The sequence below is a fragment of the Paraburkholderia terricola genome, assembly GCF_003330825.1.
Classification (GTDB): domain Bacteria; phylum Pseudomonadota; class Gammaproteobacteria; order Burkholderiales; family Burkholderiaceae; genus Paraburkholderia; species Paraburkholderia terricola.
In genome coordinates, this window is the sequence record NZ_CP024941.1 from 1,681,900 (window position 1) to 1,708,208 (window position 26,309).

A 26,309-nucleotide genomic window follows, 5' to 3' on the forward strand; every position below is an offset into this window, starting at 1 on the left:
GAGCGTGAGCTTCGCGGCTCACGCAGCTTCGTCCGATGCAGGCACGGCGCTCGTCGCGAATCGTCGCGGCGGACGCCGACCACCGAACAACCCCGCCATCGCGCCAAGGCGCCCATGCCGCCGCCATCGACCGCTACAATATTCTTTTCACCCGCGGCTTCGAAACCACCGATGTCCACCACCACGCCCCGCGCGCCGATGCTCGCCACCGCCGAAGCGTTGGCGACCTTGCTTGGCGCCGCCAGCCCGATCGCGGGCACCGAGACGATCCCCACGCTCGAAGCGCTCAACCGCGTGCTGTCCGCCGACGTCACCTCGCCGCTGGACGTGCCGCCGATGAACACCAGCGCAATGGACGGCTACGCGGTCCATGCCGCGGATCTGACGGCGCACGGCAACCGCCGCTTGCCGGTGTCCCAACGCATCCCGGCCGGGCACGCGCCACAGCCGTTAAAACAGGGCACGGCGGCGCGCATCTTCACGGGCGCAACGGTGCCGCCGGGCGCCGACGCCATCGTGATGCAGGAACAGGCTGAAGCCGCCGGCGAGGAAGTCACGCTCCTGCACAGCCCCCAACCCGGCGAATGGATCACGGCTCAAGGCGCGGACATCCGCAGCGGTTCCATCATTCTCCCGGCAGGCACGCGGCTCACGCCGCAGGCCTTGGGGCTCGCGGCGTCGGTAGGCTGCGCCGAACTCCAGGTGCGCCGCCGCGTGAAGGTCGCTGTTTTTTTCACCGGCGACGAGCTCACCATGCCGGGCGAGCCGCTCAAGCCGGGCGCGATCTACAACTCGAATCGCTTCACGCTGCGCGCGTTGCTGGAAAAGCTAGGCTGTGAAGTGACCGACTACGGCATCGTCGCGGATCGGCTCGACGCCACGCGGGCCACGCTGCGCGAAGCCGCGCAGGCGCACGACCTCATTCTGACCTGCGGCGGCGTGTCGGTCGGCGAGGAAGATCACGTGAAGCCGGCTGTCGAGGCGGAAGGGCGCCTTGCGATGTGGCAGATCGCGATGAAGCCGGGCAAGCCGCTCGCGTTCGGCGCGGTGCGCCGGGTGGCGGGACAGGCGCCGGAGAATGCGGGCGGGTTGGCTCGGACTCAGGCTTCGGTTTCCGCTTCGGCTTCAGCTTCGGCTTCGGCGCAAACGCCGGCATCGGCTTCAGCGGAAACCTTTTTCATCGGCTTGCCCGGCAACCCGGTCTCCAGCTTCGTCACGTTCCTGCTGTTCGTGCGGCCGTTCATCCTGCATCTGGCCGGCGTGCGGACGGTCACGCCACGAGCGCTGACATTGCGCGCCGATTTCACGCAGAGCAAGGCCGACCGCCGCAACGAGTTCCTGCGGGCCCGCATCAATCAGGCCGGCGGCCTCGATCTGTTTCCGAATCAAAGCTCGGCCGTGCTGACTTCGACCGTCTGGGGCGACGGCCTGATCGACAATCCGCCGAACCACGCGATCAGCGCCGGCGAGACCGTGCGCTTCATCCCCTTTTCCGAATTGCTGAACTGAGGCCGGCAAAAAGCCGGCGGTATCCGATGAAGATTCAACTCCGCTATTTTGCGAGCGTGCGCGAAGCGCTCGACACGGCCGACGAAACGGTCGATGTGCCCGACGGCATCGCGACCGTCGGCGACGTGCGCGCGTGGTTGCGCGCGCGCGGCGGCATCTGGGCCGACACGCTCGCCGAAGGCCGCGCGCTGCGAATGGCCTGCAACCACGTGATGACCGGCGCCGCCACGCGTATCACCGAGGGCTGCGAAGTCGCGTTCTTTCCGCCCGTCACCGGCGGCTGACGCGCCGGAACGCCGCTCACCGCATAGGAGCCAGAGATGCCCGTTCGAGTCCAAACGGAAGATTTCGACCTCAGCGCCGAGGTCGCCGCGTTGCGCGCGCGCAATCCGAAGGTCGGCGCGGTCGCATGTTTCGTCGGCACGGTGCGCGATCTGAACGACGGCAGCGCGGTCGAAACGATGGAACTGGAGCATTACCCCGGCATGACGGAGAAGTCGCTGGAAGCGATCGTCGTGAGCGCACGCGAGCGTTGGCCGGGCATCGAGGTGCTGATCGTGCATCGCGTCGGCAAGCTTTATCCGCTCGATCAGATCGTGCTGGTGGCGACCACCGCCGCGCATCGCGGGGACGCCTTCGCGTCGTGCGAATTCGTGATGGACTATCTGAAGACCCAGGCGCCGTTCTGGAAGAAAGAGAAGACCGAGGCCGGCGAGCGCTGGGTCGACGCCCGCGTGACCGACGACGCCGCGCTGGCCCGCTGGGGCCTCGAATCGGGCAATCAGGCCGAGGATTGAACCCTTAGCCCGCGCGCGTCATTCGTCGCGCCCCTCGTCGGGCCCCTCGTCGCGCCCCCGGCCAATGATCCGCGTGGGAAATGGCTCGCCGCGCGGGCGGGCGGCGTGGTCGTCGCCATCGTCGCGAGGACGCTTCGGCGCCACTCGGTCCAGCAACGCCTGTTGTTCCGCCGGAATCTGGTAGTCCCAGCCGAAGCGGCTCAGTTGCAGGCTCTGCGCGATGCGCAGCGCCGGTTCCATGAAGCGGACCGCCGCGGCCGGCTGGTAGCGCGACTCGACCGTATCCAGAAACAGATACAGCCAGCGGCTGAAGTGCTCGGGCCCGACGCCCTCGAGCGGCTGATGCGCCTGCTGCACGTTGCCGCGGTACTGCTTCGCGCCCAGCACGAGGCTCGCCCAGAACGTGCACATTTTCGGCAGATGGTCGTCCCAGCGGCCCGCCAGCGTCGCTTCGAACACCGGACCCAGCAGCGGATCGGCGCGCACGCGGTCGTAAAAGCCGTAGACGAGTTCGCCAATATTCGCGTCAGTGGGTTCGGCGGCGCGCTCGACAACCGGCGCGGCGGGGAAAGACGGGTTCATGCTGGTTTCCAGAAAATGCGGTGCTTCGTCGCGGCCCGCCATACGCGCCGTCGAATGGCGGAGAATCGCTCGCGGCGTAGTCAGACGAAACAAAGTAAATCGGCAATTTCCGCTTATCGGGCGAACGGCTTATGCGGAAAACGCTACCATTACTGCCGAACGACAAACTCCGCGCCGTCAGCGCAGAATAACAAACTATGCGTAGCGCCTGCATGTTATGACCAGGCGACGGCACCGGCAACCCTTGCATCCACGCGGTTATCCCCGGATCGCGGCTTGCGCTCACCGCGGCACCTGCACTTATGAGACTCACCGACTATACGGATTACTCCCTGCGCGTCCTGCTGTATCTCGCCGTCCGTCGCGAGGGACTATCGACGATTCAGGACATTTCGAATGCGTACGGAATCTCCAAGAACCATTTGATGAAGGTCGTGCAGCAACTCGGCGAGCTCGGCTGGGTCGAGACCGTGCGCGGACGCAACGGCGGCCTGCGGCTCGCCGAGCGCTCCATCGGGCTGAGCGTGGGCGAGGTCGTGCGCGCCACCGAAAGCGACTTCGCGCTGGTCGGCTGCCTGCCGGATCAGCACGGCGAGCGCCGCGACTGTGTCATTACAGCGCAGTGCCGGCTGCGAGGCGCGCTCGAAGCGGCGCGCAACGCCTTCCTCGCGGAACTCGACCGCCATACCATCGGCGACATGGCGCAGCCGCACGGCGCGCTCGCCGCGCTGCTCGGCCTGAGCAACATCATTCCGATCGTGCCCGCCGCGCCGACGGAAGAGAGCCCCACGCCGCTGACGTGAAGCCGGCGGGGCGATTTTCCGTCGCATCGAGCGTTAAATAGTTGCCGCTGAATGCAGAAACCCGCTTGAAACCTGCCTAAAACGCCTCATTTTGGTGGTAATCGAAATTGGAGGTCTCTTGATGAGAATCGACAAACTCACCACTAAATTCCAGGAAGCGCTGGCGGATGCGCAGAGCCTGGCCGTCGGCCACGACAATCAATACATCGAACCGGTTCACGTTCTGGCGGCGCTCGTCGCGCAGCAGGACGGTTCGGCGCGCTCGCTGCTCTCGCGTGCCGGCGTGCACGTACAGGCGCTGCAAACGGCGCTCGCCGATGCCATCACGCGGCTGCCGCAAGTGCAGGGCACCGACGGCAACGTGCAGATCGGCCGCGAACTCACCGGTCTGCTGAACCAGGCCGACAAGGAAGCGCAAAAGCTCAACGACACGTTCATCGCGAGCGAGATGTTCCTGCTCGCGATCGCCGACGACAAGGGCGAGGCCGGCCGCCTCGCGCGTCAGCACGGTTTGTCGCGCAAGTCGCTGGAAAGCGCGATCGCCGCGGTGCGCGGCGGCTCGCAAGTGCACAGCCAGGACGCCGAAAGCCAGCGTGAAGCGCTGAAGAAATACACCATCGACCTGACCGAGCGCGCGCGGGCCGGCAAGCTCGATCCGGTGATCGGCCGCGACGATGAAATTCGTCGTTCGATCCAGATCCTGCAGCGCCGCACCAAGAACAATCCGGTGCTGATCGGCGAGCCGGGCGTGGGCAAGACCGCGATCGTCGAAGGTCTCGCGCAGCGTATCGTCAACGGCGAAGTGCCCGAGACGCTCAAGGGCAAGCGCGTGCTGTCGCTCGATATGGCCGCGTTGCTGGCGGGCGCCAAATATCGCGGCGAGTTCGAGGAGCGGCTGAAGGCCGTGCTGAACGACATCGCGAAAGACGAAGGGCAGACCATCGTCTTCATCGACGAAATCCACACGATGGTCGGCGCGGGCAAGGCCGAGGGCGCGATGGACGCGGGCAACATGCTCAAGCCGGCGCTCTCGCGCGGCGAACTGCATTGCGTGGGCGCCACCACGCTCGACGAGTATCGCAAGTACATCGAGAAGGACGCCGCGCTGGAGCGCCGCTTCCAGAAGGTGCTCGTCGACGAGCCGACGGTGGAAGCCACCATCGCGATCCTGCGCGGTTTGCAGGAGAAGTACGAGCTGCATCACGGCGTCGATATCACCGATCCGGCGATCGTCGCGGCGGCCGAACTGTCGCATCGCTACATCACGGACCGTTTCCTGCCCGACAAGGCGATCGATCTGATCGACGAAGCCGCGTCGAAGATCAAGATGGAAATCGACTCGAAGCCGGAAGAGATGGACCGGCTCGACCGTCGCTTGATCCAGTTGAAGATCGAACGCGAAGCCGTCAAGAAGGAAAAGGACGAAGCGTCGCAAAAGCGTCTGCAACTGATCGAGGAAGAAATCGAGCGGCTCGATCGCGAATATTCCGATCTCGAGGAAATCTGGACGGCGGAAAAGGCCGCGGTGCAGGGCAGCGCGCAACTGAAGGAAGAGATCGACCGCACGCGTGCGGAAATCACGCGCCTGCAACGTGAAGGCAAGCTGGAGAAGGTCGCTGAATTGCAGTACGGCAAGCTGCCGGGTCTCGAGGCGCAATTGAAGGAAGTAACCCAGGCCGAAGCGAAGGAGCAGAACAACCCGACCCGTCCGCGGTTGTTGCGCACGCAGGTCGGCGCGGAGGAAATCGCCGAAGTCGTGTCGCGCTCAACCGGCATTCCGGTGTCGCGCATGATGCAGGGTGAGCGCGAAAAGCTGCTGCAGATCGAGGAAAAACTGCACGACCGCGTGGTCGGTCAGGATGAGGCGATCAGCGCGGTGGCCGATGCGATCCGCCGCTCGCGCGCGGGTCTCGCGGACCCGAACCGGCCGTATGGTTCATTCCTGTTCCTCGGGCCGACCGGTGTGGGCAAGACCGAGCTGTGCAAGGCGCTGGCGGCGTTCCTGTTCGATTCGGAAGATCATCTGATCCGCATCGACATGAGCGAGTTCATGGAGAAGCACAGTGTCGCTCGCCTGATCGGCGCGCCGCCGGGCTACGTCGGCTACGAGGAGGGCGGTTATCTGACCGAAGCGGTGCGCCGCAAGCCGTACAGCGTGATCCTGCTCGACGAGATCGAGAAGGCGCATCCCGACGTGTTCAACGTGCTGCTGCAAGTGCTCGACGACGGCCGCATGACCGACGGCCAGGGCCGCACCGTGGACTTCAAGAACACGGTGATCGTGATGACCTCGAACCTCGGTTCGCAGGTGATCCAGTCGATGGTCGGCGAATCGCAGGAAGCGGTGAAGGACGCGGTCTGGGAAGAAGTGAAGCTGCACTTCCGGCCCGAGTTCCTGAACCGGATCGACGACGTCGTGGTGTTCCATGCGCTCGACCGCTCGAACATCCAGTCGATCGCGCGGATTCAACTGCAGCGTCTGCATGAACGGCTTGCCAAGCTCGACATGCAACTGGTGGTGTCGGACGCGGCGCTCGAACACGTCGGCAAGGTCGGCTACGATCCGCTGTTCGGTGCGCGGCCGTTGAAGCGCGCGATCCAGCAGGAGATCGAGAACCCGGTCGCGAAGCTGATTCTCGCCGGCAAGTTCGGTCCGAAGGACGTGATTCCGGTCGAACTGGAAAACGGCGAGCTGGTGTTCGAACGCGTCGTGCATTGAGCGACGCGAGTGCGCGGGGGAACGGCTGCGAAACGGCGGCAAATCGGCGCCGATTCGAGCCGTTTCCAGCCGGCGCGACATTAAAAAAAACGGCAACGAAGGTGACTTCGTTGCCGTTTTTTTATATTTGCCACGCGTTTGCTGCTCAGACAGCGCGAGTCGTGAGGCGAACAGCAGGGTAAAGCGCTTAGGCGGTGCCCTTGCCGAACAGCGCCGTCAGCCCGCCAAGCGCGCCGAGCACGGTGGTGGCGTTCAGCTTGCCCTCGGCCGGCACTTCGCCGTCAGGCGTGGCCGCATTGACGACATGCGGCAGGATCTGCGAGAGCAGGCCGCTGACCTGATCGGGCTGCACGCCGGCTTTCGCCGCGAGGTTGGTGACGGTTTCAGAGCCGAGCACGCCTTGCAGCGCCTCGGCGGCGATCGGCTGGTTCTCGCCGTTGCTGACCCACGACGACACGATGTCGCCGAGGCCCTTCTCCCGGAATCGCTCGATCAGGCCGTTCAGGCCGCCCGGCTGGTTGTTGACGAATTCGAGTGCGGCTGCGACCAGCGCTTGCTGGCCGCCGCCTTCGGGCGATTTACCCATCAGGGAACCGATGGTGTCGAGTAGGCTCATGACGGTCTCTCTTGAATGCCGACGCGTGCTCGACGGGTCGGCGGGTGAAAACGCCGCGCGGTTGCGCGGCGCCGTTGGGGGCGTTACGCGCCGCCGGAGGCTGCCGCGGCCGATGCAGCCTTGCTCTTCCTCGCCTTCTTTTTGGAGGTCTTGGCGCCGGATGCGTCGTCCGGCGCGCTAGCCGCGGCTGCCGGCGCGGAAGCGGCCGCGGCTTCGGACGCCGCGGCCTTGCTCTTCTTCTTCGACTTCGACGGTTTCGCGCCGGATGCCTCGGCAGGCGTAGCCGGCGCGGTGCTCGCGGCCGTGGCCGGCGCGGCGGTAGTGGCTGCCGGCGTTGCCTTGGTGCTCGCGGCGCCGCTCGACTTCGTGGCGGGCTTCGCGCCGGTAGGCGGCGCGGACGAGCCGTTGATGGTCAGACCGGCCCCTTCGAGATTGACCACCGATTTGCTGCCGATGCCCTTGACGCGCGCGGCGAGATCGTCGGCGTCCTTGAACGGACCGTTTTTGGAGCGTTCCTCGATGATCGCCTTCGCATGCGCCGGGCCAATACCCTTGACCGATTCGAGCGCCGCCTGGTCGGCGGAATTTACCTCGACGGCCGCCGCGAATCCGGCCGATAGCGACAACGCCAACGCAACGCAAAGCATCAAAAGCTTCTTCAGCATGGCAAGCACTCCATTGAGGGCAGAAAAGTCAACCGGGGAACGGGCGGCGCATGCTGTTAGCGGGCGCCGCGCTTAAGCATAGGACAAATGCGCGCCCTTATTTGCGAACGCCGACGAGTTATACCGATCGATTCGTGACAAGTAAATCAGTGCGGACAATCTTTAAACCTTTTGCCCACCGATTAGGCTCTTGTGAGCTTATCGATCAAATACATCGAAAAGAAAATATGCCGGCGCCGACAAATGACAGCGTCGCGCGCTTGACTTAAAGTGCACTCGAAGTCCTAACCTGAGTACCGTCATGTCAAAAGCACTCACCATCGGGCAGGTCGCACAGACCATCGGCGTCTCCACCCATACGCTGCGCTACTACGAACAGGCCGGCCTGATACGGGCGGTTGGGCGAACGCAGGCGGGGCATCGCCTGTATTCGCCGGCCGATCTCGACTGGCTGAAGTTCGTGATGCGTCTGAAGGCGACCGGCATGCCGATCGCCGGGATGCAGGCCTTCGCGGCGTTGCGCGCGGAAGGCCAGCCTACGATGGACGCCCGCCGCCAGATGCTGGCGGCGCACCGGGACGCGGTTTTGGCGCGGATCGACGAGTTGCAGAGCAACCTCGGCGCGATCATCGACAAGATCGCCTACTACGAGGCCGCGATCGATGCCGCCGCGCAGGCGTCCACCGGGTGCGATCCGACACGACAGACCGACGCAACTCGATCGCCTTCACATTCGGAAAAGGACTCGCCATGGAACACGCAGAAAACGACCGCTACACCCGAGGCTGGAACAAACTCAAGGAAATCGACGGCTCGGCCGGCGAACAGGTGATCGCCGCGCTCGCGCCGATCGCGCCGGATTTCGGACGTCTGCTGCTGGAGTTCGGCTTCGGCGATATTTACAGCCGGCCGCAACTCGATCTGCGCGCGCGGGAAATTGCAACGATCGCGTCGCTGGCCACGCTCGGCTGTGCGCAACCGCAGTTGAAGGTGCATATCGAGGCGGCGCTGAACGTCGGCTGCACGCGCGAGGAGATCGTCGAGGTGTTCATGCAGATGGCGCTGTATGCGGGCTTTCCGGCGGCGCTCAATGCGCTGTTCGCGGCGCGCGAGATTTTCGAGCGTCACGATCGGACGAACGGGGCGGAATTGCCGGAAGGAACGCGAGTGGCGGAGGAGGCGCGCGCCGCTTGAGATTGCCGCGTGGGCGGGCGCGTGGCCGAGGCAGCGCGCCGCTTTGGATTGCCGGATGAGCGGGCGGCTGCTTCATGTAGCCGCTTCAGATAGCCGCTTCAGGTAGCCGCTTCATGTAGCCGCTTCATGTAGCCGCTTCAGACCGCCGCTTTTTATCGCCGGCTCACCGCTCGCCAGTACATCAGCAGGCCGATGCCCGCAATCGCCAGGCTCGCCGTATTCGCCACCCAGAAACCGCGCGCGCCGGTCAGCCATGACGGCGTGAAGCCGCCCACGTTGAAGCCGAGCAGATAGCCGCCGCCGAGTCCCACGCCCCACAACGCGAGCGCATAGATGACGGTCGGCACGACCGCCACCTGATAGGCGCGCAGCACGAACGCGGTGGTGATCTGCAAGGCGTCGAACAGGTGATAGCCCACGACGATCAACACCAGCGGCAACGCCGCCGCCGCGACCTGCTTATTCGTCGTATAGCCTTCGATGATGTACGGCCGCAACACCAGCACGATCGCGCCGTAACAACTGGCGATCGCGACGGCCATGATGATGCCGTGCCGCGACAGCGTGCGCGCCGCTTCCGGGCGATGCGCGCCAAGCGCCTGGGCGACCAGCGTCGACGAAGCAATGCCGATCGCGAGCGGCGTCATGTACAGCACCGCGCCGATGTTGCCGGCGATCTGATGGCCCGCGAGCGTCGTCGTGCCGAAACGCGCGATGAAGAGCGCCATGAAGGTGTACGAGGTGACTTCGATCAGATACGACAGGCCCATCGGAATGCCGAGACGCAACTGCGCCGCCTGGCGCCGCCACACCGGCCAGCAGAAGCGCTCGAAGATCCCGAATGGCGTGAACACGTCGACGCGCGTCAACACCAGCATGCCGACGGCGGCAAGTCCCCAGTTGATCGCGGTGCTGGCGAGCGCGCAGCCGGGACCGCCCATCGCCGGCACGCCGAGCCCGCCGAAGATGAACCACGTATTGAGCGGAACCTTGAGCAGCAGCGCGCCGATTTGCAGGATCATCACGAGCCGCGGCTTGCCGACGCTATTGGTCAGCGAACTGTAGACGCGAAACGCAAGGCTCGCCGGCAAGCCGAACGACAGGATCCGCAGGTACGCGATCGTGCGCTCGTGCAGCGCTTCGGGCACCCGCGCGAGACGCAGCATCGGCCCCGGAAAATAGAGAATCAGAAAACCGAGCACGGTCAACGCAAGCGCGAGCCACAGCGCCTGGCGCACTTCCTCGCCGATTTCCGCGTAGCGGCGCGCGCCGTACAACTGCGCGGCAATCGGCTGGAGCGCGGTCAGAATGCCGGTCAAGCCGATATAGACGGAAATGTAGATCGACGAGCCGAGGCCGAGCGCGGCCAGATCGACGGCCGAATAACGGCCGACCATCGCCGTGTCGATCACGCCGAACGCGATGATCGCCAGTTGGCCGATCAGCACGGGCCATGCGAGCTCGGCGATTTTCCGTACGTCGGCGAACATGCTCAGCCGGGATTCTTGCGCCAGCCGCGGCGTTTGACGACCGGCGGTTTCGGGCGGTCGATACGCACGTAAAGGCGAAAGCGTTCGTCGCGGTCGGCCACGCGGCGGCCTTGCCACACCAGCTTCCAGACGAAGTTCGACATCGCGCTCGGCTCGCCGAAGTCCTGCGTGTCCTGGCGCAGGATCACGTCACAGTCCTGGTCGAACGAGAAGTGCATGTCGCCGAAGTAGGCGAAGGTCGCAATCTGCGCATTGCCCAGACGCACCGGCGAGATGCAGGTGTAGTCCTCGGGCAGATGGCTCGCGATCTGCTGGGCGACATCCTTATAGGTCCGGCTGTAGTTGACGACCGGCAGCCACAGCGTCATCAGCAGGACCCACATCAGCGTCGTGCCGGCGCTCGAGAGCACCACGCTGCGCCACAAGACTTTCGGATGACGTGCGAGGCGCCATTGCACCAGCACGAACCAGCAGACCGTCACGGCGACGGCGCACACGAACGACAGGATCTTGAACTGCGGCGCGAAACCCGGCGCGAGGCGCGCGAGGTTGCGCGCGAGCGGATACGGAAAGCCGGTCAGCCCGGCGATGTACACCAGCCACACGAAGCTGCCGAGGATCGTGAAGCTCAGAAGCGCGAACCAGTCGATCGCGTTGATCGCGCCGCGTTTGAGCGTGGGCAATGCGAAGGTGGCGAGAACCGCCAGCGCCGGCAGCAGCAGCATGTAGAGCCGGTTCGACTGATGGCTTTGCAGCACGACCAGCACCAGCAGCGGTCCGATGACCGAGAGCGGAATGGCCACGTGCGGCGCGCGCCGCAGGCCGGACCAGCTGAACCATGCCCACAGCGCCAGCGGCCAGGCGGGCCACGTGAAGAGCGGCAGGTTCTTCAGCGCGTACGCGGTCACCGAGCCGGGCGGCCCGGCGAACGCGTTCAGGCTGACGTGCAACCATTGATGCAGATACCAGACGGCGTCCTCGGGAAACGCGGCGAGCGCGGCGATCGGCCACGCGATCGACAAGGCGAGCGCCACCGGCAAGCCGGCCAGCAGCAGCCAGCGCGAGCGCGCCTCGCGCACGATCAAGGTCATCGAGAGCGTGCCGAGCAGCAGCGCGCCGACCAGCACCGGGCTGCTCGCCAACGTGACGAGACCGAGCGCGAGGCCCCAGATCAGCGCGCCTTGAATCGGCTTGTCGATCATGCGCACCAGTCCGTACACGAGCATCGCGATGCCGACGAACTGCGCCAGTTGGGGCGTGGTTTCGTGGCCGCGTTCGGCGAGGCCGAAGCAGGCGAGCAGGATCAGCAGCGCGCCGTCGGCGAGCGTGCGGCCGTAGTCGCGCGGTTCCGGCTCGCCGCCGAACGCATATTTGAATGGCTGCACCTCGGCGCGCCGGCCGAGCAGATAGGCGGCATACCAGACGAACGCGCAGCCCGCGCAAAACAGCAGACCCGTGAACACACGCGACGCGTTGCTCGCGTCGACCCACGGCGCGAGCGCGCGGATCGCGCTGGCGCCGAGCCAGTAACCGAGCGGACCGTCTTCCGTCAGGTACTTGCCGACCAGATTCGGCAGCAGCCAGTCGTGGACACCGCCGTTGGCCATCGTCCACATGACGCCGAAGCCGGCTGCGTCCTCGTTCTTCCACGGATCGCGGCCGAACAGACCGAACGACGCATAGACGATACAGATGGTGAGCAGCAGCCAGCGCGGCAACGCACTGGTCGCGGAGGCAGTGAGGCGAACGACAGGTCTCATGCGGTGTGTGGGTAACGGGTAAGCGGTGCAGCCGGGACCGGACGGAATGTCCGGCTGGAATGGCCAATTTGGAGCATCCGGCATTGTAGTCGTGCCGTGCGATGCGCGTCACGGCCGGTAACGGCTCGCAACGTGGGTGGGTAAGCTGTAACAACACCGGCACGGAAGAGCCGGGACGTGACGAACATGCACCCTGGGTAGAGCAACAGCTCCGGCGACAAAAAAGGGCAGCTCGCGCTGCCCTTTTTTGCTGCTGCGTGGCCGGCAAACAGCCGGCGACGAGGCGGTATTACTTTGCTGCTGCCTTGCCGGTAGCGCGCGTGCCGAACTTCTTGTTGAACTTCTCGACGCGGCCTGCCGTGTCCATGATCTTTTGCTGGCCGGTGTAGAACGGATGCGATTCCGACGACACTTCGATCTTGGCGAGCGGGTAGGTCTTGCCGTTGAACTCGGCGGTTTCACGCGTCTGGATGGTGGAGCGCGTCACAAACTTGAAGTCGTTCGACATGTCGATGAACAGGACTTCGCGGTAATCGGGGTGAATGCCTTCTTTCATGGTCTTTCCTTTGATCTGGCGGTAGCCAACCCGCGTGCAGCCGCTATGAGCGCGGACCGCATCTAGGCGCGAGCCACTTGCCTATGGTCGAAAAACGGCGATTATGCCAGAAAATCAGTCGCTTGACGACTTTCCCGCAGCTTTTCGCCGGCAGTGAGAAGCGCTCAGGCGGGACCGAACGTCACGCCGACGCGCGCCGGATCCTGCCGGTAATAGCGCGCGAGCAGCCGGTAGAGTTCCGGATATTCCGCCTCGAAGGCCTGCGGCTTCACGAACAGCGCCTCGCTGCAAACGGCGAAGAATTCCGATGGATGATCCGCCGCATACGGATCGATCAGGCAATCGCGCTCGAAACGCGCCCATCGGCGCTCCGGCACCGCGTCGACTTTGGCGCAGAACTGGTCGTAAGCATGGTCGAACACGTCCGCCCATGCCTCCGAATCGAGCGGCGCGTGCCAACGGCGCATGAGCGGCGGGTGGCCGTCCGCCTCGCCGGTCAGCATGTCGATCTTGTGCGCGAATTCGTGGATCACGACGTTATAGGCCTCCGCGCCGTCCGTCATCTGCGCGTCTTCCCACGACAGCACCACCGGTCCGCCTTCCCATGCTTCCCCGCTGGCGTCCTGTTCGACTTCGTGCACCACGCCGTCTTCGTCCTCGACGGTCTTGCGGATCACGAACTCGCCTGGATAGACGATCACGCCGACCCAGCCGCGGTACAGATCGAGGCTCAGGTTCAGCACCGGCAAACAGGCTTGCGCGGCGATCGAGACGGTCATCGCGTCGGTGAGTTCGAGCTCGTGCGCGGTCGAAAACTCCTTTTGCGCGATGAAGAGGCTCGTGAGCTCACGCAGACGCGCGAGGTCGGGCGCCTCCAGGTGTGCGAGAAACGGCAAGCCGTCGAGCGTGGCTTGCCACAGCGCGTCGTCGATCGCGTAGTCGCGCAGCGCGCGGTGGCGGCGGCGCGCGCCCAGCCATTGAGTGAGTTTCGAAAGCATGGCCTGATGAACCTTTAGTCGATCTGTCTTTGCCATGCGGCAAAGAGGCCGCCGCATATCGCCACGCCGATCAGGAAGTAGAAGCCGTCCAGCGAGGCCAGGAAGCTGGCCTGCCGCGCGACGCTCCGGCTGATCTCAACCAATGCAAGCGAGTGCGCCTCGGACGCCGGGCGGCCGGCGGCGGCGAAACTTCTCGTCAACGCGGCAAGCGAATTCTGGAACACCGGATTGTACGGATTCACGAACTCCGCGAGGCGAGCTTGATGCAGCGCCTGCCGATGCTGTTCGACGATGATCGCCGAGGCCGTCGCGAACGAGATCGTCAACTGGCGGACGATGTTTTTCAACCGGTAGCCGTGCGTGAATTCTTCGATAGCGAAGATTCTAAACGTCAGATTGGCGACCGGCAGCACGATGAACAGCAACAGCAGGCCGCGTAGCAGGAGCGGTGCGAACAGCGCCGACTCGCCGACGGCCGGCGACATGCGCGTCATCCATGCCGCGGTCAGCGCGGCTACCGCGAACCCCGACACGATGATCCACTTCTTATGCGGCAACAGCTTCGCATAACGCAGATAGACGAACAGCGCGCTCGCGGAAATCAGCGAGGTCACGCCGACGAGTTGACCGGTGTTGTCGACGGGATAGCCGAGTCCGCCCTCGAGGAAGCGCGAGATCAGATAGCCGAGCACCGTCGAGATGTAGTAATAGAACATGTACAGCACGAGTCCGGCCTGGAACACCTTTTCGCGCAGCGCGTGCAGTCGCACGAGCGGCGAGGGGTGGTGCCACTGGTGATACGCGAACCAGCCGAGTGCGACCAGGCCCGCGACCGTCAGCAGGATCAGTTCGGGCGACGCGCTGAACAACTGGAAGCGCACTTGCTGCATCACGATCTGCAGCGCGCCCTGCGCGAATGCGAATACGATGTACGGCCAGAAATGCGCTGAACCGCGTTCGTCCGGCAGGCGGTTGCCGGAGTCGGGCAGCGCGAGCAAAGCCAGCACGGCGAACAGCAGGCCCACCGGCGCGGTGCATGCAAAGAGCGCGCGCCAGCCGAAATGCGCGATCAACTGGCCGCCGATCAGCGGCGCGAGCGCGCTGCTCAGGACGATCAATATAAGAAACGCGCGGGTGGCCGCGGGCCGCTGCCGCGGCGTGAAGCTCATCTGGATGAGGATGCGGCACGTGCCCATCATCGGGCCGATGAAGTAGCCCTGAACACCGCGCACCAATGCGAGTTCGATCGACGATTCGCACAGCGTCGCGGCGAGTGCTCCGGCGGCATAGAGCAGCATGCAACCGGCCACGTAGCGACGATAGCCGAAGCGCTCGACCCACCATTGCAGCTGGAGGATGCCGAGCACGGCCGCGATCGCATAGGCGCTCGACGCCCACACGAGCTCGTCGGGCGAGGCGTTGATGCCGCCCGCGATATAGCTCGTGAAAAACGAAAAGATCGCATTGTCGAAGTAGTCGAGGCCGGTGACGACGGCCAGCACCCAAGGAAAGAAATCGCCGCGCAGCTTGTCGACGCTGAACAGCGGCGCGCGGGGCGATGCCGAACTCACGATTGTCCGCCGGACTTGCGCGCGCCCTTGGGCTTCGCAAGCAGCGCATCCGAGGATTTGGCGCGGGCGCTGCGGCGTTGTTCGAGGAGCGCGTCCGCATTTTCGCCGGCGAGGCGCCGTTCCAGATAGTCGAGGTCAGGGCTCAGTTCGGCGCGCAGCTTCTGCGCTTCCTTGAGGTCGCGGCGCATGGTTTCGATGCGCGCGTCGAGCGCCGCGACCTGCTGTGCGATGGCGTCGCGAATCTGCTGGAGCGATTCGGTCGAAAAACGGTGGCCGCCCTCGACGGGTTCGAGCGGGCGCTTCAGCATTTCAGTGATGCCGTGCAGCGAGAAGCCGAGGGAGCGCAGACGCAGAATGCGGCCGAAGCGCTTCAGGTCTTCGTCGTCGTACAGCCGGTAGCGGCCCCCGCTGCGGGTGGGCGAGACGAGGCCGCGTTCCTCGTAGTATTTCAGCGTGCGCGGCGTGACGCCGAGGCGTTCGGCGGCTTCGCGCACGGTGAGCAGGGCGGATGAATCCTTCGGCATACGCTTGAATGAACGTAACGGGGTGCTCGTATTGTACTGCAACGTGTACGTTCACGTGCAGGTTGCCGGGCTGCACGTCCTTTTGAGCGCGGACGAAAAAAAAGCCGCTCGTTTTTCGACGAGCGGCTTTCTGAAGGAGGCGGCATGTCTGCCGCGACTGTTGCTGCGCGAGGCTTTAGCTGCCGCCGCCGCGCCGCATCATGTCGAAGAATTCGGAGTTGCTCTTGGTCTGGCGAATCTTGTCGAGCAGGAATTCCATCGACTCGACTTCGTCCATGTCGTGAATGAACTTGCGCAGCACCCAGATCTTTTGCAGAACCTCGGGCTTGATCAGCAGTTCCTCGCGGCGCGTGCCGGACTTGTTCAGGTTGATCGACGGGTAGACGCGCTTTTCAGCAAGACGGCGCTCGAGGTGCACTTCCATGTTGCCGGTGCCCTTGAACTCTTCGTAGATCACGTCGTCCATGCGGCTGCCGGTTTCGATCAGCGCGGTGCCGATGATGGTGAGCGAGCCGCCTTCCTCGATATTGCGCGCGGCGCCGAAGAAGCGCTTCGGACGCTGCAGCGCATTCGCGTCGACACCGCCTGTCAGCACCTTGCCCGAGGCCGGCACGACCGTGTTGTATGCACGCGCGAGACGCGTGATCGAGTCGAGCAGAATCACCACGTCGTTCTTCATTTCGACGAGGCGCTTGGCTTTTTCGATCACCATTTCGGCGACCTGCACGTGACGCGCGGCGGGCTCGTCGAACGTGGAGGCGATCACTTCGCCGGCCACCGAACGCTGCATTTCCGTCACTTCTTCGGGGCGTTCGTCGATCAAAAGCACGAACAGCACGACGTCAGGATGATTCTGTTTGATCGCATGCGCGATGTGCTGCAGCATCACGGTCTTGCCGGACTTCGGCGAAGCTACCAGCAGGCCGCGTTGGCCCTTGCCGATCGGCGCGATCATGTCGATGATGCGGCCCGTGACGTTTTCCTCGCCACGCATTTCACGTTCGAGCAGCAGCACCTTGTTCGGATGCAGCGGCGTGAGGTTCTCGAACATGATCTTGTGCTTCGAGGCTTCCGGCGGCTGGCCGTTGACCTTGTCCACCTTCACCAGCGCGAAATAGCGCTCGCCGTCTTTCGGCGTGCGCACTTCACCTTCGATCGTGTCGCCCGTATGCAGGTTGAAGCGGCGGATTTGCGACGGGCTGATATAGATATCGTCCGTGCTGGCGAGATACGAGGTTTCCGGTGAACGCAGGAAGCCGAAGCCGTCCGGCAGCACTTCGAGCGTGCCGTCGCCGAAGATCGTGTCGCCCGTTTTGGCTCGTTTTTTTAGAATGGCAAACATCAATTCCTGTTTGCGCAGGCGGTTCGCACTTTCGATCTCGAGGCCATTGGCCATCTCGATCAATTCGGACACGTGCAGAGTCTTAAGCTCGGATAAATGCATACGGAGAACCCGCAGGAGAAGGTGCGACGAAATGAAATCTGGGAGGAGAGTGAGCGGAACCGCTCAAGGACTTACACGTCTTCACGACGTTTTGCGGATTCTAGCATAGCACACGCCAACTGCCGTCAGCGCGACGACATGGCATCTTTCTCGTTGAGCGTGTTGTCGGTAGACAACACGCTCAATACCGGCGCGGGGCGGTCTGGAGAGACTTGCCGCGTGCCGATGCGCGCCGCTTTACAGGTTGCCGTCGAGGAACGCGGTGAGCTGCGACTTCGACAATGCGCCGACCTTCTGCGCGGCGACTGCGCCATTCTTAAAGAGGATCAGCGTGGGAATGCCGCGCACGCCGAACTTGACCGGCGTCGATTGATGTTCGTCGACGTTGATCTTGGCGATTTGCAGGCGATCGGCGTAATCCTTCGCGACTTCGTCGAGGATCGGCGCGATCATCTTGCACGGACCGCACCATTCAGCCCAGAAATCGAGCAGCACGGGTTTATCGGATTTCACGACGTCCTGTTCGAACGATGCGTCGCTAATATGCTTGATTTGTTCGCTCATTGTATGAATACCTCTATCGGTTCGAGGCCCGCCTGAATTGCTCGCCACGATACGTCAAAACCCAAGGAAACTTCTGTTCGCTTTGCCGCAATCGGAGCCTTGCCGACACAGCCCGGAAAACGCGAAGACCCGGTTCCCGAATGTGCGGAAGGCGCGCGGTTGCGGGTCATCCGAATAGCAGTTTAGCTTAATTCGCTATGCGTTGCCGGGGGCGATAGTACTCGTCAGGGGCAGTGGGGCCGACGACGGCTGCCGATGAAGTGCCACCCTCTTTCACTAGCCACGACATCCCCCATCTGGTGACGCTTGCGGCAAACATCAAGTGGCGTCGACGCCCGTCGTGGGCAGAGCGATACGTGATGCAAAGCTCGCGATTCGACGTGCCAATGCGGCTTTGGCCGTATTAACAGTCGCGCGACGATCCAAGCGGTGATAGAATGTTTCGTGACGGGCCTCCTCGCATGGAGGGATGGTCAACCTGGTCAGGTCGGGAACGAAGCAGCCACAGCCGTTTTCCACCAGTGCCGAGGGTCGGGCTCGTCACCTTCCTTTTTCTGTCTTCCTCTGCCTTACCCCCAACTCCGGTTTTGTCCCAGCGTTTCCGCTGTGCGAATTGCATGCCGTCATGCCGTGGTAGCGTCGTCCGCGCACTTCATCTATTTTTTTCTATCGGTCCGTTAGCCACTTTCAATGCGGCGGCAACGTGCGTTCGCATGCCGTCTGATTCGGTTTTGCACGGCATCGTTACTGATACAATTTCCAGATGACCTATCAAGTTCTCGCACGCAAATGGCGGCCGAAGGATTTCGCTTCGCTCGTCGGACAGGAGCACGTGGTGCGCGCGCTCACGCACGCGCTCGACGGTGGCCGTTTGCACCATGCCTATCTGTTTACCGGTACGCGCGGCGTCGGCAAAACCACGCTGTCGCGCATCTTCGCCAAGGCGCTGAATTGCGAAACCGGCGTGACCTCCACACCGTGCGGCGTGTGCCGCGCGTGCCGCGAGATCGACGAAGGGCGCTTTGTCGATTACGTGGAAATGGACGCGGCGAGCAATCGCGGCGTCGACGAAATGGCGGCGTTGCTGGAGCGCGCGGTGTACGCGCCGGTCGATGCGCGCTTCAAGGTCTATATGATCGACGAAGTGCACATGCTGACCAACCACGCGTTCAACGCGATGCTGAAGACGCTGGAAGAACCGCCGTCGCACGTCAAGTTCATTCTCGCCACAACCGATCCGCAGAAGATTCCCGTTACCGTGCTGTCGCGCTGCTTGCAGTTCAATCTGAAGCAGATGCCGGCCGGCCATATCGTCTCGCATCTCGAGCGCATTCTCGGCGAAGAGAAGGTGCCGTACGACGCCCAGGCGCTGCGCCTGCTCGCGCGCGCGGCCGACGGTTCCATGCGCGACGCGCTCTCGCTGACCGATCAGGCGATTGCCTACTCAGCCAATCAGGTCAATGAAGAAGCCGTGCGCGGCATGCTCGGCGCGCTCGATCAAAGCTATCTGATACGCCTGCTCGACGCGCTGGCGGACGGCGACGGCGCCGCGGTATTGTCGGTGGCCGACGAGATGGCGCTGCGCAGCCTGTCGTTTTCGACGGCGCTGCAGGATCTGGCGAGCCTGCTGCACCGTATCGCGTGGGCGCAGTTCGCGCCGGCGTCGGTGCTGGACGAATGGCCTGAAGCAGGCGATTTGCGCCGTTTCGCCGAAGCGTTGAGCGCGGAGCGGGTGCAATTGTTCTATCAGATCGCGACGATCGGCCGAAGCGAACTGGGGCTCGCGCCCGACGAATACGCCGGCTTCACGATGACGCTGCTGCGCATGCTGGCGTTCGAGCCGGCGCCTACGGGCGGCGGTGGCGGCGTGGGCGGCGTGGGCGGTGCCGCGCGTCAGGCGGGTCAGGCGGGCGGCGCGCAGCGCGCCGGCACGCCGGCAGTGGCCGCGCAGCGCGGCGCGGCAGGTTTGCCGGCAACGGCTGCCGCAGCGGTCGCGCAGCCGGACGCGCGGGAAACGGCCAGCGCTGACGCGGCGGTCCGTGACTCGCAGGTTTCGGGTGCGATGACGGAGAAGGGCGCCGTCTCTGGCGTGTCCACTAAAAGTGCGGCGCCTGCCGAGGAAACCACCGGTGCCGTTCAGGCGCAAGCTGCGGTGGGCGGCGCGCGACCCGTGCATGCGAATTCCGCCGAAGGCACTGTAACGGCGCCAGAACCGAAAAATATTGCCGAAGCGACTGACGTCGATGAGTCGGCGCCGGTTTGTGATCCAGTGAACTCAGCGCCAGCGCCTATAGCGGACGGCGCGAATGCCGAGTCAGCGGCAGCGGCGGCCGACGTAACACCCGCGGCGTCGGCACCGATGGCAACCGGCGCCAGTTCGGCGGCAGTTGCGCCGTTGCCCGAGGGGATACCCACCGCATCGACACCGACGGCAAATGACGCCAGTTCGGTGGCAAACGTTGTGCCGGTGCCCGAGGTGACGCCAACGGCATCGACCCCCATGCCAACCGATGCGCCGGTGTCCGAAATCGCGCCTGCTGCGCCCGCACCCATGGCAACCGGCGCCAGAGCGGCGCCAGCGGCTGACGCGACACCCGCGGCCCAGGCATCCACGCCCACTCAGCCCACCGCAGCGCGAGTGTTGGCTCCGTGGGAAGACGCGCCTGCCGAGCCGGCAGTCAACCAACCGCCTCGAGCAGCCGGCCCCGATAACACGACGCCCGCGTCCGCGCTCACCGCACCGGCCGCAGCCGCCGCCGGAGGCACGGAGCAAGTCGCGGCGGCAGCGGCGTCGCAAGAACAGGAACCACAAAGCGCAGCCGATACGCCACCGCGCCGCGCGGGCGGTGCGAGCGCCGCACTCGATGTCTTGCGCAGCGCGGGTCTGAAAGTATCGTCGGACCGTGGCCGCGCCACCCCCGCAGCGTCCGCGAAGCCCGCCGCTTCAGCCGCGCCCAAACCCGCCGTGCCGCGCGTCGTCGTTCCCGTGCCGACGCCCGGCGCCGCGCGTCGCGCGCCGCAAGATGCCGCGCCGGCTGCACGCGCGCCGTCGTCAGCGGTGCCGGCCCAGCGCAACGGCACCGGACAGAACGGCGTCGAGCGGAACGGCTCGCCGATGCCGCCGTGGGACGACATGCCTCCCGACGATTACCTGCCGCTCACGGCAGCGGACGAAGGCTATTACGGATTGCCTGACGACGATTACATGCCGGTATTCGACAGCGGCCCCGACGACGTCCGCGTGAACGCCGCACCCGCACCGGCGCCGGAGGTCGATGAACGTCCGCTGCCGCCCGCCGTGCCGCTCGATCCGCTGGGCTTCAAGGGCGACTGGCCGGCGCTCGCCGTCGACCTGCCGCTCAAGGGCATTTCGTATCAGCTCGCGTTCAATAGCGAACTGATGGCGCTCGAAGGCAACACGCTCAAACTCAACGTGCCGGTGCCGCAGTACGCGGAAGCCTCGCAGGTCGCTAAACTGAAAGCGGCGCTCGCCGAAAAGCTCGGCCACAATGTCGACGTGCTGGTCGAGGTCGGCGCGGCGCGCCGCACAGCGGCCGCGCACGACGCCGCCATGCGCGCGCAGCGTCAGCGGGAAGCGGAGCGCGAGATCGGCGCCGATCCGTTCGTGCAGTCGCTGATCCGCGAGTTCGGCGCGAGCATCGTGCCCGGCTCGATCCGTCCGATTACGCCGGACGCGGGTCAGAACGGCGCGCCGCCGGCCCACTGATTCGCCTCGCCCAATAACACCGAAGCGCCCGAGCGCGCCCGATTCACCGAATTTCACGCTATCACGAAGGAGCACGTCCATGATGAAAGGCCAACTCGCCGGGCTGATGAAACAAGCCCAGCAGATGCAGGAAAACATGAAGAAGATGCAGGAGCAACTCGCGCAGATCGAAGTCGAGGGGCAGTCGGGCGCCGGTCTCGTGAAGGTGACGATGACCTGCAAGAACGACGTGCGCCGCGTGTCGATCGACCCGAGCCTGCTCGCCGACGACAAGGACATGCTGGAAGACCTCGTCGCCGCTGCATTCAACGACGCCGTGCGCAAGGCCGAAGCCACTGCCCAGGAAAAAATGGGCGGCATGACCTCGGGCCTGCCGCTCCCGCCGGGCTTCAAGCTGCCGTTCTGAACCGCGGCGCTCGACGCGGCGCGCGTGGCTGCGGTCATGCCGCGCCGCTGCGTAAGCTGAACGCGAGCCGCGCGCGCTTGCCATGCGCGCCGGCGCGCTTGGGGCGATGCGGCGCGCCTGTCGGGCACGCAGTCAGGAATCTCGACGCAGCGGACGCAGAAACGAAAGCAGTAGAAGCAACCCAGGCAGCTTAGGCAACGCAAGCAAACCAGACCCTCACCGAGTCAACCGCATACCGCGTAACACCCACTTCGACGCCGATTCCGCATGAAACAACCTTCCGCCTTGTCGGCGCTCGTCGAAGCGCTGCGCGCGCTGCCCGGTGTCGGGCCGAAGTCCGCGCAACGCATGGCGTACCACCTGATGCAGCACGACCGCGAGGGCGCCGAAAAGCTCGGCCGCTCGCTGCTGTTCGCGACCGAGCATCTGCAGCACTGCGAGAAGTGCAACACGTTCACCGAGGCGCAAATCTGCGAGGTCTGCCTCGATGCCGAACGCGATCCCACACTGCTGTGCGTCGTCGAAACACCCGCCGACCAGATCATGCTCGAACAGACGATGACCTATCGCGGTCTCTATTTCGTGCTGATGGGACGCTTGAGCCCGCTCGACGGCATCGGCCCGAAGGAGATCCATTTCGACCGGCTGGTCAAACGCGCGTCCGACGGCGTGGTCAAGGAAGTCGTGCTCGCGACCAATTTCACGAACGAAGGCGAAGCCACCGCGCACTACCTCGGGCAGACGCTCAAGGCGCGCGGTCTTGCCGTCACGCGCCTCGCGCGCGGCGTGCCGGTGGGCGGTGAACTCGAATATGTGGACGCCGGCACGATCGCCCGCGCGATGCTCGACCGTCGTTCGATGTAGCACGAGGCTTCCGCCGCCGCACGCAGCTTCAGCGAGGCGAGGCATCGCCGCCTGATGCGCTCCACCACTGCACACCTCGAAGACAGAAGAAAGGAGACACATGAGCGTCACCCCTGAATCAGACACGAGCGCCGCGCATGAAGGTCAACCCGATCAAGCCACCCGACCCGGCCCGCTTGCCGGCGTCAAGGTGCTGGAACTCGGCACGCTGATCGCCGGCCCGTTCGCCGCGCGCTTTCTCGGCGAATTTGGCGCGGACGTCATCAAGATCGAGGATCCCAAAGGCGGCGATCCGCTGCGCAAGTGGCGCAAGCTCTATCCCGAGGTGGGCGGTACGTCGCTGTGGTGGGCGGTGCAGGCGCGCAACAAGAAATCCGTCACGATCAATCTGAAGGCCGAAGAGGGCAAGGAGATCGTGCGGCGCCTCGCGAAAGAAGCGGATATCGTTGTCGAGAATTTCCGGCCGAGCTTGCTGGAGAAACTCGGGCTCGGTTACGACGTGCTATCCGCGGAAAATCCCGGCCTCGTGATGGTGCGTCTATCCGGCTACGGCCAGACCGGGCCGTATCGCGACCGGCCCGGCTTCGGCGCGATCGCCGAATCGATGGGCGGCTTGCGTCACATTACCGGCTATCCGGATTTGCCGCCGCCGCGCATCGGCATTTCGATCGGCGATTCGATCGCCGCGCTGCACGGCGTGATCGGCGCGCTAATGGCGCTGCATCACAAGCAGGTGAACGGCGGCAAGGGGCAAGTGGTCGACGTCGCGTTGTACGAGGCCGTCTTCAACATGATGGAAAGCGTGGTGCCCGAGTACGGCGTGTACGGCATGGTGCGCGAGCGCACCGGCGCATCGTTGCCCGGTATCGTGCCGTCGAATACGTATCCGTGCCGCGACGGCAGCATCGTGATCGGCGGCAACAGCGATCCGATCTTCAAGCGGCTGATGGTGGCGATCGAGCGCGACGATCTCGCGAATGATCCGGCGCTCGCGCACAACGACGGCCGCGTGCCGCGCACCCAGGAGATCGACGGCGCGATTGCCGCATGGCTCGCGACGCGCACCATCGACGAAGCGCTCGCGGTGCTGAATGCGGCCGACGTGCCGGCCGGCCGCATCTACAGTGTCGCGGACATGTTCACCGATCCGCAGTACATGGCGCGCCAGATGATCCAGCGCTTCAAATGGCAGGACGGCCAGGACATCACGCTGCCGTCGGTCACGCCGAAGCTCTCGGAAACCCCCGGCGAAACGCGCTGGCTCGGTCCCGAACTGGGTGAACATACCGATGAAGTCCTACAGTCGCTAGGTTATGATGCTGACCACATTGCAAGCTTGCACGCGCAACAGATCGTTTGAATGAGCGCGTGCCCGGCAAGGCCCGCCGCGCGTGACCAGCGACGGCGTGCGCAACTTGCCGCACGCGGTGACGCGAACCCGAACGCGGGCATGGCGCCCACGAACGCCGCGACAAGAAGAGAAAAAAGCTGAACAACGAAAGCTGGAGACTACTCGACATGCAACGCAGAACCTTCCTCGCCGGAACCGCCGCGCTCGCTGGCGCCACGCTCGCCACCACCGCGCCGCTCGCTTTCGCGCAGGGCAAACCTGAAACCACCAAGGTGGCGATCGCCGTCGGCGGCAAGAACCTGTTCTATTACTTGCCGCTCACCATTGCGGAGCGCCGCAACTACTTCAAGGAAGCAGGGCTCGACGTCGAAATCTCCGATTTCGCCGGCGGGTCACAAGCGTTGAAGGCAGCGGTCGGCGGCAGCGCGGACGTGGTGTCCGGCGCGTTCGAGCACACCTTGCTGCTGCAGGCGCAAAAGCAGTCGTTCCGCGAATTCGTGCTGCAAGGGCGCGCGCCGCAGATCGTGCTCGCGGTGTCGAAGAAGACGATGCCGAACTACAAATCGATCGCTGATCTGAAGGGCAAGAAAATCGGCGTGACCGCGCCGGGTTCGTCGACTTCGATCATGGCGAGCTTCGTGCTCGGTAAGGCGGGGCTCACCGCGAAAGACGTCGCGTTCATTGGCGTCGGTGCGGGCGCCGGCGCGATCGCCGCGTTGCAGTCCGGCCAGATCGACGCACTCGCCAATCTCGATCCGGTGATGACCAAGCTCGAGCGCACCGGCGAGATTCGCGTCGTGTCGGACACGCGCACGCTCGCCGACACGCGCAGCGTATTCGGCGGCGACATGCCGGCAGGGTGCCTGTACGCGTCGCAAAGCTTCATCACGAAGAACCCGAACACCACGCAGGCGCTCACCAATGCGATGGTGTGCGCGCTCAAATGGCTGCAAACGGCAACCGGCACCGAGTTGATCAACACGGTGCCGGAAGGCTACCTGCTCGGCGACCGCGCGGTGTATCTGGACGCGTGGCAGCACGTGAAGGAAGCCATGTCGCCGGACGGGCTGATGCCCACGGACGGCCCGGCGACCGCGCTGAAAACCTTGCAGGCGTTCGACCCGAACGTGCAAGGCAAGCCCATCGATCTGTCGAGAACCTGGACCAACGACTTCGTCAAGAAGGCGTTGGCCACCGTCAAGGCATAAACCAGGGGCAGGGAGGGACGAGCGCGACACGCGCCGCGTTCGTCCCGAGCAAGCGGCCCCTGACTGTCGACGTCACAAACCGAAACCGATCCTCGAAGCGAGCCGAACGATGACCGTTGCCGCCCTGGCGCTCGAAAACATCACCTGCACGTTCGCCGCGCGCGACAACCGCGCGCAGCGCTATACGGCCGTGAAGGACACCACGCTGCGCATCGCGCCGGGCGAGTTCGTCTCCGTGGTGGGCCCGACCGGCTGCGGCAAGTCCACGCTGCTGAACGTCGGCGCGGGCTTGCTGGGGCCGTCGTCGGGCACGGTCAGCGTGTTCGGCGAGCCGCTCAAGGGCATCAACCGGCGCGCCGGCTACATGTTCCAGGCGGACGCGCTGATGCCGTGGCGCTCCGCTATCGACAACGTCATGGCGGGCCTCGCGTTCCAGGGCGTGCCGCCGGCCGAAGCGCGCGGCAAGGCGGACGAGTGGCTCAAGCGCGTCGGCCTCGGCGGTTTCGGCGACCGCTATCCGCATCAACTGTCGGGCGGCATGCGCAAGCGCGTGGCGATGGCGCAGACGCTGATTCTCGATCCCGACATCATCCTGATGGACGAGCCGTTTTCGGCGCTCGATATCCAGACGCGCCAGCTAATGGAAAACGAGCTGCTCGATCTGTGGGCGGCCAAACGCAAAGCCGTGCTGTTCATCACGCACGATCTCGACGAGGCAATCTCGATGTCGGACCGCGTGGTGGTGCTCTCGGCCGGGCCGGGCACGCATCCGATCGGCGAATTCACGATCGATCTGCCGCGTCCGCGCGACGTTGCCGAGATTCGCGCGCATCCGCGCTTCGTCGAATTGCACGCGCAGATCTGGAGCGTGCTGCGCGATGAGGTCCTCAAGGGTTACCAGCAGCAACTGACCGCGGTTTAACCGCGCGTTCAGCGCTTCGCGCCGTTGCGTTCGGTCGTC

Annotated in this window: 24 protein-coding genes and 1 other RNA gene; 14 read left to right on the forward strand and 11 right to left on the reverse strand. The window is 64.6% G+C overall.

The features are described from left to right. The first annotated feature begins 171 nt into the window (after positions 1-171). Genes CUJ90_RS07645 through moaE form a run of 3 tightly spaced genes read left to right on the forward strand, consistent with a single transcriptional unit; the run spans position 172 to position 2,306 of the window. Positions 172-1,509 (forward strand): molybdopterin molybdotransferase MoeA, encoded by a 1,338-nt coding sequence (locus CUJ90_RS07645; RefSeq protein ID WP_235004785.1) that lies wholly within the window; start codon positions 172-174, stop codon positions 1,507-1,509. A 26-nt stretch (positions 1,510-1,535) separates the two neighbouring features. Further along, positions 1,536-1,793: a molybdopterin converting factor subunit 1 gene (gene moaD / locus CUJ90_RS07650; RefSeq protein WP_073426803.1), complete on the forward strand. Its 258-nt coding sequence runs from the start codon at positions 1,536-1,538 to the stop codon at positions 1,791-1,793. Between the two features lie 36 nt (positions 1,794-1,829). After that, the gene (gene moaE / locus CUJ90_RS07655) at positions 1,830-2,306 is read left to right on the forward strand and encodes a molybdopterin synthase catalytic subunit MoaE (protein ID WP_073426802.1); all 477 of its coding nucleotides are present in this window, start codon (positions 1,830-1,832) and stop codon (positions 2,304-2,306) included. A gap of 18 nt (positions 2,307-2,324) precedes the next feature. Here the strand turns inward: moaE and CUJ90_RS07660 are convergent, their stop codons facing one another. Continuing rightward, entirely contained in the window at positions 2,325-2,888 is a 564-nt protein-coding gene (locus CUJ90_RS07660) for a group III truncated hemoglobin (protein ID WP_114163479.1), read from the reverse strand. Between the two features lie 302 nt (positions 2,889-3,190). Between CUJ90_RS07660 and CUJ90_RS07665 the strand changes: the two genes are divergently transcribed. Beyond that, positions 3,191-3,691: an Rrf2 family transcriptional regulator gene (locus CUJ90_RS07665; protein WP_073426801.1), complete on the forward strand. Its 501-nt coding sequence runs from the start codon at positions 3,191-3,193 to the stop codon at positions 3,689-3,691. 121 nt (positions 3,692-3,812) lie between these two features. After that, complete coding sequence (clpB, locus tag CUJ90_RS07670) at positions 3,813-6,410, forward strand: ATP-dependent chaperone ClpB (protein WP_073426800.1); 2,598 nt, start codon at positions 3,813-3,815, stop codon at positions 6,408-6,410. A gap of 187 nt (positions 6,411-6,597) precedes the next feature. On the opposite strand, the gene CUJ90_RS07675 is transcribed toward clpB, so the two are convergent. Together CUJ90_RS07675 and CUJ90_RS07680 are read right to left on the reverse strand one after the other, a co-directional pair. Then, the gene (locus CUJ90_RS07675) at positions 6,598-7,026 is read right to left on the reverse strand and encodes a YidB family protein (protein WP_073426799.1); all 429 of its coding nucleotides are present in this window, start codon (positions 7,024-7,026) and stop codon (positions 6,598-6,600) included. Positions 7,027-7,109: 83 nt separating this feature from the next. Beyond that, complete coding sequence (locus CUJ90_RS07680) at positions 7,110-7,691, reverse strand: ComEA family DNA-binding protein (RefSeq protein ID WP_114162331.1); 582 nt, start codon at positions 7,689-7,691, stop codon at positions 7,110-7,112. Between the two features lie 301 nt (positions 7,692-7,992). On the opposite strand from CUJ90_RS07680, the gene CUJ90_RS07685 reads away from it, so the two are divergent. Next, entirely contained in the window at positions 7,993-8,523 is a 531-nt protein-coding gene (locus CUJ90_RS07685) for a MerR family transcriptional regulator (protein WP_114162332.1), read from the forward strand. Continuing rightward, on the forward strand, positions 8,442-8,885 hold the full coding sequence (locus CUJ90_RS07690; protein ID WP_114162333.1) for a carboxymuconolactone decarboxylase family protein: 444 nt from the start codon (positions 8,442-8,444) through the stop codon (positions 8,883-8,885). The genes CUJ90_RS07685 and CUJ90_RS07690 overlap by 82 nt, the downstream gene beginning before the upstream one ends. A gap of 152 nt (positions 8,886-9,037) precedes the next feature. Here CUJ90_RS07690 and CUJ90_RS07695 read toward each other — a convergent pair whose 3' ends face one another. The 8 genes from CUJ90_RS07695 to trxA all read right to left on the reverse strand — a co-directional run bounded on the left by CUJ90_RS07695 (position 9,038) and on the right by trxA (position 17,792). Further along, on the reverse strand, positions 9,038-10,375 hold the full coding sequence (locus CUJ90_RS07695; RefSeq protein ID WP_073426795.1) for an MATE family efflux transporter: 1,338 nt from the start codon (positions 10,373-10,375) through the stop codon (positions 9,038-9,040). A 2-nt stretch (positions 10,376-10,377) separates the two neighbouring features. After that, on the reverse strand, positions 10,378-12,135 hold the full coding sequence (locus tag CUJ90_RS07700; protein ID WP_073426794.1) for an ArnT family glycosyltransferase: 1,758 nt from the start codon (positions 12,133-12,135) through the stop codon (positions 10,378-10,380). A gap of 289 nt (positions 12,136-12,424) precedes the next feature. Continuing rightward, positions 12,425-12,691: a type B 50S ribosomal protein L31 gene (locus tag CUJ90_RS07705; RefSeq protein WP_073426793.1), complete on the reverse strand. Its 267-nt coding sequence runs from the start codon at positions 12,689-12,691 to the stop codon at positions 12,425-12,427. Positions 12,692-12,855: 164 nt separating this feature from the next. Then, positions 12,856-13,689, reverse strand: coding sequence for a M90 family metallopeptidase (locus CUJ90_RS07710; protein ID WP_073426792.1), 834 nt, complete (start codon positions 13,687-13,689; stop codon positions 12,856-12,858). A 14-nt stretch (positions 13,690-13,703) separates the two neighbouring features. Then, entirely contained in the window at positions 13,704-15,260 is a 1,557-nt protein-coding gene (locus tag CUJ90_RS07715) for an MFS transporter (RefSeq protein WP_114162334.1), read from the reverse strand. Further along, positions 15,257-15,784 (reverse strand): MerR family transcriptional regulator, encoded by a 528-nt coding sequence (locus tag CUJ90_RS07720; RefSeq protein ID WP_114162335.1) that lies wholly within the window; start codon positions 15,782-15,784, stop codon positions 15,257-15,259. Before CUJ90_RS07720 ends, CUJ90_RS07715 begins: the two co-directional genes overlap by 4 nt. Before the next feature lie 175 nt (positions 15,785-15,959). Further along, a complete protein-coding gene (gene rho / locus CUJ90_RS07725; protein WP_006048863.1) occupies positions 15,960-17,228 on the reverse strand; it encodes a transcription termination factor Rho in 1,269 nt (422 codons plus the stop codon). A gap of 237 nt (positions 17,229-17,465) precedes the next feature. Then, positions 17,466-17,792 carry a thioredoxin TrxA gene (gene trxA / locus CUJ90_RS07730; protein ID WP_006048864.1) on the reverse strand — a complete coding sequence of 109 codons (327 nt, stop codon included), beginning with the start codon at positions 17,790-17,792 and terminating at the stop codon, positions 17,466-17,468. 446 nt (positions 17,793-18,238) lie between these two features. Between trxA and ffs the strand changes: the two genes are divergently transcribed. The 7 genes from ffs (at position 18,239) to CUJ90_RS07765 (ending at position 26,270) form a co-directional block, all read left to right on the forward strand. Beyond that, positions 18,239-18,337: signal recognition particle sRNA small type (gene ffs, locus CUJ90_RS07735), an RNA gene on the forward strand. Positions 18,338-18,555: 218 nt separating this feature from the next. Next, a complete protein-coding gene (gene dnaX, locus CUJ90_RS07740) occupies positions 18,556-21,519 on the forward strand; it encodes a DNA polymerase III subunit gamma/tau (RefSeq protein WP_114162336.1) in 2,964 nt (987 codons plus the stop codon). 79 nt (positions 21,520-21,598) lie between these two features. Further along, entirely contained in the window at positions 21,599-21,925 is a 327-nt protein-coding gene (locus CUJ90_RS07745; RefSeq protein WP_006048866.1) for a YbaB/EbfC family nucleoid-associated protein, read from the forward strand. A gap of 267 nt (positions 21,926-22,192) precedes the next feature. Next, positions 22,193-22,789 carry a recombination mediator RecR gene (recR, locus tag CUJ90_RS07750; protein WP_083083604.1) on the forward strand — a complete coding sequence of 199 codons (597 nt, stop codon included), beginning with the start codon at positions 22,193-22,195 and terminating at the stop codon, positions 22,787-22,789. Positions 22,790-22,889: 100 nt separating this feature from the next. Next, on the forward strand, positions 22,890-24,149 hold the full coding sequence (locus CUJ90_RS07755; protein ID WP_114162337.1) for a CaiB/BaiF CoA transferase family protein: 1,260 nt from the start codon (positions 22,890-22,892) through the stop codon (positions 24,147-24,149). A gap of 158 nt (positions 24,150-24,307) precedes the next feature. Further along, positions 24,308-25,348, forward strand: coding sequence for an ABC transporter substrate-binding protein (locus CUJ90_RS07760; RefSeq protein WP_114162338.1), 1,041 nt, complete (start codon positions 24,308-24,310; stop codon positions 25,346-25,348). A 109-nt stretch (positions 25,349-25,457) separates the two neighbouring features. Then, entirely contained in the window at positions 25,458-26,270 is an 813-nt protein-coding gene (locus tag CUJ90_RS07765; protein WP_073426785.1) for an ABC transporter ATP-binding protein, read from the forward strand. Positions 26,271-26,309: the final 39 nt, after the last annotated feature.